Annotated in this window: 11 protein-coding genes; 3 read left to right on the top strand and 8 right to left on the bottom strand. The window is 74.8% G+C overall.

The genetic code is table 11. The features are described from left to right. Positions 1-158: 158 nt before the first annotated feature. The 4 genes from ABZ885_RS30585 to ABZ885_RS30570 all read right to left on the bottom strand — a co-directional run bounded on the left by ABZ885_RS30585 (position 159) and on the right by ABZ885_RS30570 (position 3,043). Positions 159-1,061, bottom strand: a complete 903-nt coding sequence (locus ABZ885_RS30585) for an NAD kinase (RefSeq protein WP_360195632.1) — start codon at positions 1,059-1,061, stop codon at positions 159-161. A gap of 94 nt (positions 1,062-1,155) precedes the next feature. After that, a complete protein-coding gene (locus tag ABZ885_RS30580) occupies positions 1,156-1,962 on the bottom strand; it encodes a TlyA family RNA methyltransferase (protein ID WP_360195629.1) in 807 nt (268 codons plus the stop codon). A 39-nt stretch (positions 1,963-2,001) separates the two neighbouring features. Beyond that, positions 2,002-2,256, bottom strand: coding sequence for a hypothetical protein (locus tag ABZ885_RS30575; RefSeq protein ID WP_360195626.1), 255 nt, complete (start codon positions 2,254-2,256; stop codon positions 2,002-2,004). Then, the gene (locus ABZ885_RS30570) at positions 2,249-3,043 is read right to left on the bottom strand and encodes a hypothetical protein (RefSeq protein WP_360195623.1); all 795 of its coding nucleotides are present in this window, start codon (positions 3,041-3,043) and stop codon (positions 2,249-2,251) included. Before ABZ885_RS30570 ends, ABZ885_RS30575 begins: the two co-directional genes overlap by 8 nt. A gap of 176 nt (positions 3,044-3,219) precedes the next feature. Here ABZ885_RS30570 and ABZ885_RS30565 point away from each other — a divergent pair, with 176 nt between their 5' ends. Beyond that, on the top strand, positions 3,220-3,567 hold the full coding sequence (locus ABZ885_RS30565; protein WP_360195620.1) for an SCP2 sterol-binding domain-containing protein: 348 nt from the start codon (positions 3,220-3,222) through the stop codon (positions 3,565-3,567). A gap of 50 nt (positions 3,568-3,617) precedes the next feature. On the opposite strand, the gene ABZ885_RS30560 is transcribed toward ABZ885_RS30565, so the two are convergent. Beyond that, entirely contained in the window at positions 3,618-4,661 is a 1,044-nt protein-coding gene (locus tag ABZ885_RS30560) for an HAD-IIA family hydrolase (RefSeq protein WP_360195617.1), read from the bottom strand. A 76-nt stretch (positions 4,662-4,737) separates the two neighbouring features. After that, positions 4,738-5,364 carry a tetratricopeptide repeat protein gene (locus tag ABZ885_RS30555; RefSeq protein WP_360195614.1) on the bottom strand — a complete coding sequence of 209 codons (627 nt, stop codon included), beginning with the start codon at positions 5,362-5,364 and terminating at the stop codon, positions 4,738-4,740. 93 nt (positions 5,365-5,457) lie between these two features. Here ABZ885_RS30555 and ABZ885_RS30550 point away from each other — a divergent pair, with 93 nt between their 5' ends. Further along, the gene (locus ABZ885_RS30550; protein WP_360195611.1) at positions 5,458-6,828 is read left to right on the top strand and encodes a DUF1015 domain-containing protein; all 1,371 of its coding nucleotides are present in this window, start codon (positions 5,458-5,460) and stop codon (positions 6,826-6,828) included. A 136-nt stretch (positions 6,829-6,964) separates the two neighbouring features. Here the strand turns inward: ABZ885_RS30550 and ABZ885_RS30545 are convergent, their stop codons facing one another. Next, entirely contained in the window at positions 6,965-7,834 is an 870-nt protein-coding gene (locus ABZ885_RS30545; protein WP_360195635.1) for a tetratricopeptide repeat protein, read from the bottom strand. Beyond that, entirely contained in the window at positions 7,726-8,577 is an 852-nt protein-coding gene (locus ABZ885_RS30540; RefSeq protein WP_360195641.1) for a hypothetical protein, read from the bottom strand. Before ABZ885_RS30540 ends, ABZ885_RS30545 begins: the two co-directional genes overlap by 109 nt. Between ABZ885_RS30540 and ABZ885_RS30535 the strand changes: the two genes are divergently transcribed. After that, on the top strand, positions 8,576-8,924 hold a 349-nt coding region (locus ABZ885_RS30535; protein ID WP_360195638.1), incomplete at its 3' end, for a hypothetical protein. The genes ABZ885_RS30540 and ABZ885_RS30535 overlap by 2 nt on opposite strands.

Below are 8,924 nucleotides of genomic sequence, written 5' to 3'. Positions count from 1 at the left end.
CGGCTGGCTCTACTCGGCCGGCGTGGTCGCGATCGGCATCGGCCTGTATGCCTACCTCCGGCGGTGGCGACGCCGCCGACGACGGCCAGCCGCTGGCCGTCTGACGGCCGGGCGGCACTTCCTGACGGTCAGTCAACTGGCCGGGCCGGCGGCGCAGATCAGTGCGCCCCCGCCCGGCCGCGCCAACCCGTCACCGGCAGCGCGAACTTGGCGACCAGCCGGTCGGTGAACGGCGCCCGGTGCAGCCGGGCCAGCCGCACCGGCGTCTGCCCCCGGCGGACCTCCACCCGTGCCCCGGCGGGCAGTTCGACCGAACGCCGGCCGTCGCACCAGAGCACCCCGTGCGGCGTCTTCGGCTGCACCTCCACCGCCAGCACCGAGTCCGGCGAGGTCACCAGCGGCCGGGCGAACAGCGCGTGCGCGCTGATCGGCACCATCAGCAGCGCCTCCACCTCCGGCCAGACCACCGGCCCGCCACCGGAGAACGCGTAGGCCGTCGAACCGGTCGGCGTCGCGCAGACCACCCCGTCGCAGCCGAAGTTGGAGACCGGGCGGCCGTCCACCTCGGTCACCACCTCCAACATCCGCTCCCGGGACGCCTTCTCGATCGACGCCTCGTTCAACGCCCAGTCGTGGTGCAGCACATCGCCGTTGGTCCGGACGATCACGTCGAGGGTCATCCGCTCCTCGACCTCGTAGTCGGCGTCCACCACCCGCTCGACCACGACGGCGAGGTCGTCCCGCTCGGCCTCGGCCAGGAAGCCGACCCGGCCCAGGTTGATGCCCAGCATCGGCAGCCCGTGCTCGCGCGCCAGCTCCGCTCCGCGCAGCAGCGTCCCGTCCCCGCCGGCGACCAGGATCAGCTCACAGCCGTCCGCCGCCCCCGGGCCGCCGGCCACCCGCTCGACCCCGTCCGGCAGATCCAGGTCCACCGCCTCGGCGGCCAGCAGCCGGATTCTGATCCCCGCCTTCAGCAGGCCGTGCACCAGACCTTCGACACTGCGCAGCGCAGCCTCCCGGCCGGTGTGCGCGATCAGGAAGACCGTACGTTCATCATTCATGCCCGCTGCCCTCTCCCTACGCCTGCCGGGTCGCCCTCGGCGCCCGGTGCGGCCGCGTCACCCAGCATGACGGACCGGACGTCCGCAGAGCACCCTATCGGGGGCCCTCGGCCACGGCCCGGTCCGCCTCCGCCGGGTCCAACTGCGGGGCGTCCCGGCGCAGCCAGAGGAAGTACTCGACGTTCCCCGACGGTCCCGGCAGCGGACTCGCGGTGACCGCGCGCACGCCCAGCCCGAGCTCCCACGCCTGACCGGCGACCTGGCGGACCATCTCGGCACGCAGCTGCGGGCTGCGCACCACCCCTCCGCTGCCCAGCCGCTCCTTGCCGATCTCGAACTGCGGCTTGACCATCAGCACCAGGTCGGCGTCCTCGGCCGCGCAGCCGGCCAGCGCGGGCAGCACCAGGCCGAGCGAGATGAACGAGAGGTCGCCGACCACCAGGTCGACCGGCGTCCCGCCGATCACGTCGAGGGTGAGCTCGCGCACGTTGGTGCGGTCCATCACCGTCACCCGCTCGTCGCTCTGCAGCGACCAGGCCAGCTGCCCGTAGCCGACGTCCACCGCCAGCACGTGCGCGGCCCCGGCGCGCAGCAGCACGTCGGTGAAGCCGCCGGTCGACGCGCCCGCGTCCAGCGCCCGGCGGCCCTCGACCACCAGGCCCTGCGGCACGAACGCGGCGAAGGCGCCGGCCAGCTTGTGACCGCCGCGCGAGACGTAGTCGGGGTCGTTCTCGTCCTTGGCCACCACGACCGCCGCCGAGGTCTCCACCTGGGTGGCCGGCTTGGTCGCGGTGGTGCCGCCGACCGTCACCCGGCCGGCCGCGATCAGCTCGGACGCGTGCTCCCGCGACCGGGCCAGCTTGCGGCGGACCAGCTCCGCGTCGAGACGGCGTCGTGCCACTGCCACTGGTGTTTCAGCTCCTACAGGTGGTTCCGCGGGTCATTCCCGGTCGAGCGCGGCCAGCGTGTCCGTGAGCCGCTGGTGAACATCTTCGTACACGGCGACGTGCGCCTCGGTCGGCACCCCGTCCAGTGCCTCCAGCCGGGCCAGCCCGGCGTCGACGGCCGGGTGGCCGGTCGGGGACAACTCGACGCCCAGCGGCAGCGGTTCGGCGGCGCCCGGATCGGCGGCGGCGAGATCGGCGCCGGACGGCTCGGTGCCGCCCGGATCGGGAGCGGTCGTCGGGTCAGGCATCGGGCTGTTCCGGCTTCCTCGTGCTGCCGGGCTTCCGGGCGGTGGCCTTCTTCGTCGTGCTCTTCTTCGCGGCGGCCTCCTTGGTGACGGCCCTCTTGGTGGCCGTCTTCCCGGCCGGCGTCGTCCCGGCGGCCGTCGTCTTGGCGGCCGCCTTCGCCGTGGTCGCGGTCTTCTTCGCCGTCGCCGTCTTCTTCGCCGTCGCCGTCTTCTTCGCGGAGGTCTTCGCGGGCGCCTTCGCGGTCACCGGCTTCACCGGCGGTACCGGCGGGTCGACCTCCACCGGCTCGTCGACCTCCACCCGCTCGGCCACTATCGGCTCGCCGGCCGCCCGGTCCACCGGGGCCGCCGGCCCCTCCTCACGCTCCCAGCCCTGCCCGAACAGCGCGTCCGCCCGCGGCGCCGGCCCGGGCTCCCCGGCCCCCGGCTCCGCCGTCGGAGCGACGCCCTCCTCCTCGACCTCGCGCAGCTTGCTCTCCAGGTAGGCGAGCACCACGCCCACCTTGGTCACCTGGTCGCCGACCTTCTCGAAGGCCTTCTCCACCTCGCCGCGCGCCACGCCGACCGCCAGGTCAACCCCGGCGCGCCCGGCCGTCACCGCCTCCTCGGCCAGCGTCTGCAGCGACTTGGCGGACGGCGGGAACTGCCCGCCCAGGCGGCGCTCGACCTCGGCGACGTCGACCCCGCCCTTCTCCAGCAGCCCGGCCGCGGTGCCGACCACCCGCTTGCCGACCTCCTCCACGAGCTCGGCGGCGACCTCCACCACTCCCCGCACCGTCTTCGGCAGCATCCGGGTGCCTCCTTAGCGCCTGCGCGCATCGCTCCGTCGCCATCGGCCGCCCGGACCGGTTCCGGGCACCGCACTGACGACGCTACCGCCAAAACCATCCTGGGGTACCGTGGCCCCGCAGTCACCGCGGTCGCCCCGTCGCCGCACGTCGTCGCCCAGGGAGTGGACCAGCCACCATGGCCAACGCCGAGGAGTGCCGCGCGGCACTGGAACAGCTCAGCCGGAACATGGCGCAGTCCACCGGCAAGGTCCGCAAGGCGGCCGCCCTCGACCGCTCGCTCACCTGCCGGATCACCGACCTCGACCTGACCTTCTCCGGCCGGCTCCGCGACGGCCGGATCGTGGACATCACCGCGGCCCCCGGCGCCCCCGCCGAGAAGGCCGAGATCCGGCTCACGATGAGCAGCGACGACCTGGTCGCCATGGTCGACGGCCGGCTCAACTTCGCCGCGGCCTGGGCCGGCGGCCGGGTCAGGCTGGAGGCGGGCTTCCGCGACCTGCTGCGGCTGCGCACCCTGCTCTGACCCGGCCCGGCGCTCCGCCCCGGCTCGCCCGGCGTCACCCGGCGTGGGGCTCAGAAGCCCAGCTCGGCCAGCGCCTTCCGCCCGTCCACGGACACGGCACCGGCGTCCAGCGCCGTCCACGCCGCCGCGCACAGCGCCCGCAGCCCGTCCCAGCGGTCCCCGCCGGTCACCGCGAACCGCAGCTCGCCGTCCTCCGCCACCGCCGTCCAGCCACCGCAGCCGAACCCGCCGCCCGGCTCCCCGGTCACCCCGGTGTGCGGCACCAGCAGGCCCCGCAGGTCCTCCGCCAGGTACGTCGGCCGGTGCTCCACCGGCGCCGTCAGCAGCTGGGCCGCCGTGGTCACCCCGGTGAAGACGAGCAGGCTGTCCACCCCGCCGTTGAACGCGCCCTCGATGTCGGTGTCCAGCCGGTCCCCGACCACCAGCGGCCGCCGCGCACCCGTCCGCAGCACCGTCTCCCGGTGCATCGGCGGCAGCGGCTTGCCCGCCACCTCCGGCTCCACCCCGGTCGCCGCCCGCACCGCCGCGACCAGCGTGCCGTTGCCCGGCGCGATCCCGCGCGCCTGCGGCACCGTCAGGTCCAGGTTGGACGCCACCCACGGCAGTCCGCTCTGGATCGCGAACGAGGCCTCCGCCAGGTGCTGCCAGCCCACCGAGGCGTCGAAGCCCTGGACCACCGCGGCCGGTCCCTCCGCCAGCGTCCGCACGGCCACCAGGCCGCGCTCGGCCAGCGCCTCCTCCAGGCCCACACCGCCCACGACCAGCACCTTGGAGCCGGCCGGGACCTTCTCGGAGACGACCCGGGCGGCCGCCTGCGCCGAGTTGATCACGTCCGCCGGCTCGGCCGGCACGCCCAGCTCCGTCAGGTGCGCGGCCACCACCCGGGGCGGCCGCGAGGCGTTGTTGGTCACGTACGCCAGCCGCATCCCGACCGACCGGGCGGACGCGAGCGACTCCACCGCGTGCCCGATCGCGTTCGGCCCGGCGTACACCACGCCGTCGAGGTCCAGCAGCGCCGTGTCGTACGCCTCGGTCAGCGGGCGCGCGCTCCCGCCGGGGGCGGTCCGTCGCACGGTGGTGGCCGTCTCGGTCATGCCTGCTCTACCCCATTCACTGCGTCGTTCACTGTGCCGGCATCCATCGCGCCGACATCGACTGCGTCGGTCCCCGTCATCCGTCTCCCCCGTCGTCCGCGCCGTCCGGGCCGGGCCCGGCCTGCGCACCACCGTCCGCGGCCGGCGGCGGCTCCAGGTATCCCGGTGCCCCCGGCAGCAGCGGGCCGAACGCCCCCGCACGGGCCGCGAGGGTCGCCCGGGTCTGCCGCAGCGCGGCCCGGTAGTGGTCGGTGTCCGGCCGCATCGCCACGGCCAGCGCCAGGTGCTCGGCGGACGTCTCGAAGTCGCCCAGCCGGGCCGCCGCGACGCCCCACCCGAACTGAGCGTAGTCGTCCGACGGATCGGCCAGGGCGACGGCCCGGAAGTTCTCCAGCGCGGCCGCGTACGAACCGGCGTCGAACTGCGCCCGCGCGAGCGTCTCCCGGATGCTGCGCGAGTGCGGCTCCGCCGCGGCCGCCCGCGCGAGCAGCTGCTCGGCGGCCGCCGGGTTCCCCTGGGCCAGCAGCAGCCCGCCCCGGCGGAACCACTCGTACACGTCCCCCGCGGGCTCCCCCGCTCTCGCCTGTCCCGGAACGCCGCCCCCGCCGGAGCCGTCGCCTGCCACGACACCGTCCGCAAGGCCCTCGCCGCCTCCGGTACCGCCGCCGTCCAGCCGCTCCTGCCCGCCGTCGCGCTCGCTCACGCCGTACCTCGCCCTCGGTCACGACACCCGCCCCACCGACCAGCACGGGTGTTCCGATCTCTGAACAACGCGTACCCGGTTACGATGCCCAGAATGAGCACCCCCAGTGCAGAAAGCGGAGTGGAGTCTCCGCACGGCGGCCCCGGCGACCCCGGCCACGTCGCCACCGCAGGCCTGTCCCTGTCCCCGTTCCGCGGCCTCCGGTACGACCCCGACCGGGTCGGCGCCCTGGCAGCGGTCACCTCGCCGCCGTACGACGTCGTCGACCCGGGCCGCCGGCTCGACCTGGAGACCGCCGACCCGCACAACGTGGTCCGGCTGATCCTGCCGCGCCCCGAGCCGGACGACGCCGGGGACCGCCCCGACCGCGACACCCGGTACCGGCACGCCGCCCGGCTGCTGCGCGACTGGCAGCGCGAAGGAGTCCTGGCCGCCGACCCCGAGCCCGCGCTGTACGTCTACGAGCAGCGCGTGCCCGCCGCCGGCGACACCCCGGAGCTGCTCCAGCGCGGCCTGATCGGCGCCCTCGCCGTCAGCGGCAGCGAGGCCGGCGTCGTCCTCCCGCACGAGGACGTCATGCCCCGGCCGGTCGCCGACCGGGTCGGCCTGATGCGCACCACCCGCGCCAACCTCGAACCGCTGCTGCTCACCTACCGCGGCAACGGCGGCGCGGCCGGCGTGGTCGAACGCGCCGTCCAGGGCGAACCCCTGCTGACCACGACCACCACCGACGGCACCCACCACCGCCTCTGGGCGGTCACCGACCCGGCCGAGATCGCCGAGGTCTCCCGGGACCTCTCCACCTGCCGGGCGCTGATCGCCGACGGCCACCACCGGTGGGAGATGTACCTGCGGCTCCAGCGCGAGCACCGCCACCTGCCGCGCAGCCCCTGGGACCGCGGCCTGGTGCTGCTGGTCGACACCGCCCGCTACCCGCTGAAGGTCCGCGCGATCCACCGGGTGCTGTACCGGCTGCCGGTCGCCGAGGCGCTGGAGCAGCTGGGCGACCACTGGCAGGTCAAGGAGGTGCCCGGCCCGCTGGGCACCGCGCTGCAGGCCCTCGGCGAACAGAAGCGCCACGGCGGCAGCAGCTTCCTGCTCACCGGCGGCGACGGCGTCTACTGGCTGGTCGGCGAACCCGACGAGGAGCTGCTCGACGCCACCGTGCCGCAGGACCGGCCGGAGGAGTGGCGCCACCTGGACGCGACCGTCCTGCACGCCACCCTGCTCGACCACACCTGGCGCGTCCCCGACGGCCCCGACGACATCGGCTACCTGCACACCGCGGCGGCCGCCGAGCGCGAGGCGGCGCGGACCGGCGGCACCGCCGTGCTGCTGCACCCGGTCCGTGAGAGCGTGGTCCGCCGGCTCGCCGAGCAGGGCGTCACCATGCCGCGCAAGTCCACCTCCTTCGGGCCGAAGCCGGCCACCGGGCTGGTCCTGCGCAGCCTCGAACTGGGCTGACGCCGGCCCGGATCCACGGACCTGCGGACGGCACCGACGCACGAACGCACGAACGCACGGACAGCAGTGAGGCCCTGCCCGACCCCGGGACTTCCCGGGGTGGGGCAGGGCCTCACTCGTCACTGCTCAGGGCCTGCTAGGCCTTCGGGTCGGTGGAGCGCTCCGGCGCCACGCCGTCGAAGTCCTCGTCGATCTCGAGGTCGTCCTCGTCGTAGTACTCCTCGACGTCCTCTTCGTCCTCGAAGATCTCCCGCTCGTCCGGCAGGCCGCCGCTCCGCGGCTTCGCCGCCGGGGCCTCGGTCTCCTCGGCGTCCTCGGCCAGCTCCGGGTCGAGCGCGTCCGTGAACTCCAGGCCGTCGATCTCGGCCAGCCGCTCCGAGGCGTTCGTCGCCCCGTCGCTGTCGGCCTCGGCCGCCTTCGCGAACCACTCGCGGGCCTCTTCGCCACGGCCGGCCGCGATCAGCGCCTCGGCGTAGGCGTAGCGGAGACGCGCGGTCCACGGCTGCACCGAGTTGGAGGCCAGCTCCGGGCTCTGCAGGGTGACCACGGCCGCGTCGAACTGCTCCATGTCGGTGCGGGCACCCGCCGCGACCAGGCGCATCTCGACCTGGCCGGCCTTGTCCAGCTGCTTCACCTCGGGCTCGCCGGCCATCGCCAGCGCGCGCTCCGGACGGCCCAGGCCGCGCTCGCAGTCCGCCATCACGGGCCACAGGTCAGCCCGGCCGGTCATCCGACGGGCGGCGCGGAACTCGGTCAGCGCCTCGGAGTAGCGCTGCGTCATGTACGAGGCGAAGCCGGCGGCCTCACGGACGGCGGCCACGCGGGAGGCCAGCCGCAGCGCGACGCGCGAGTACTGGTACGCCTCCTCCGGCTCGCCGTCCAGCAGGCGGGCGACCATCACCAGGTTGCGGGCGACGTCGTCGGCGAGCGTCTTGGGCAGGCTCTTGAGCTCCTGGCGGACGTCCGCGTCCAGCTCGAAGCCGGTGACGTCCTCCGGGATCGGCAGCCGCTTGACGGGCTCGTAGTTGCCCCGGCGGTCGTCGTAGTCCCGGCCGCCGCGGTCGTCGCGGTCGCGGCCGTAGCCACCCGACGGGCGGTCGTCGCGGCGGAAGCCGCCACGGTCGTCCCGGCGGCCCTCGAAGCGCCCGCCGCCACGGCTGTCCCGGCCGCCGCGGTCGTCACGGTCGCGGCCGTAGCCACCGCCCGAGGGGCGGTCGTCACGACGGAAACCACCGCCTGACGGGCGGTCGTCGCGACGGAAGCCGCCGCGGTCGTCACGGTCACGGCCGTAGCCACCACCGGAGGGGCGGTCGTCACGACGCGGACGGTCGTCACGGTCATCACGACGGAAACCCGAGGGGCGGTCGTCACGACGGAAGCCACCGCCACCGGACGGACGGTCGTCACGGCGGAAACCACCGCGGTCGTCACGGTCACGGCCGTAGCCACCACCGGAGGGGCGGTCGTCACGACGCGGACGGTCGTCACGGTCATCACGACGGAACCCGGACGGGCGGTCGTCACGACGCGGACGGTCGTCACGGTCATCACGACGGAAACCCGAGGGGCGGTCGTCACGACGGAAACCGCCACCGCCGGACGGACGGTCATCGCGACGGAAACCACCGCGGTCGTCACGGTCACGGCCGTAGCCACCACCCGAGGGGCGGTCGTCACGACGGAAGCCACCGCCGGACGGGCGGTCATCGCGGCGGAAACCGCCACGGTCGCCGTCACGGTCACGGCCATGGCCACCACCCGAGGGGCGGTCGTCACGACGGAAACCGCCACCGCCCGACGGACGGTCGTCACGGCGGAAACCACCGCGGTCGTCACGGTCACGGCCGAAGCCACCACCCGAGGGGCGGTCGTCACGACGCGGACGGTCGTCACGGTCATCACGACGGAAACCCGAGGGGCGGTCGTCACGACGGAAACCGCCACCGCCCGACGGACGGTCATCGCGACGGAAACCACCGCGGTCGTCACGGTCACGGCCGAAGCCACCACCCGAGGGGCGGTCGTCACGACGGAAGCCACCGCCGGACGGGCGGTCATCGCGGCGGAAACCGCCACGGTCGCCGTCACGGTCACGG

It is taken from the genome of Kitasatospora sp. NPDC047058, assembly GCF_040643935.1.
GTDB lineage: Bacteria > Actinomycetota > Actinomycetes > Streptomycetales > Streptomycetaceae > Kitasatospora.
Note: the sequence above shows the minus strand (reverse complement) of the source record. Positions and strands in the feature narration are given on the sequence as shown.

Excerpts from the sequence above, each read along its gene's own strand:
- ABZ885_RS30570 (WP_360195623.1), bottom strand. The coding sequence starts at position 3,043 with ATGCTGCCGAAGACGGTGCGGGGAGTGGTGGAGGTCGCCGCCGAGCTC.
- ABZ885_RS30540 (WP_360195641.1), bottom strand. The coding sequence starts at position 8,577 with ATGGCCGTGACCGTGACGGCGACCGTGGCGGTTTCCGCCGCGATGACC.
- ABZ885_RS30585 (WP_360195632.1), bottom strand. The coding sequence starts at position 1,061 with ATGAATGATGAACGTACGGTCTTCCTGATCGCGCACACCGGCCGGGAG.
- ABZ885_RS30560 (WP_360195617.1), bottom strand. The coding sequence starts at position 4,661 with ATGACCGAGACGGCCACCACCGTGCGACGGACCGCCCCCGGCGGGAGC.
- ABZ885_RS30575 (WP_360195626.1), bottom strand. The coding sequence starts at position 2,256 with ATGCCTGACCCGACGACCGCTCCCGATCCGGGCGGCACCGAGCCGTCC.
- ABZ885_RS30565 (WP_360195620.1), top strand. The coding sequence starts at position 3,220 with ATGGCCAACGCCGAGGAGTGCCGCGCGGCACTGGAACAGCTCAGCCGG.
- ABZ885_RS30550 (WP_360195611.1), top strand. The coding sequence starts at position 5,458 with ATGAGCACCCCCAGTGCAGAAAGCGGAGTGGAGTCTCCGCACGGCGGC.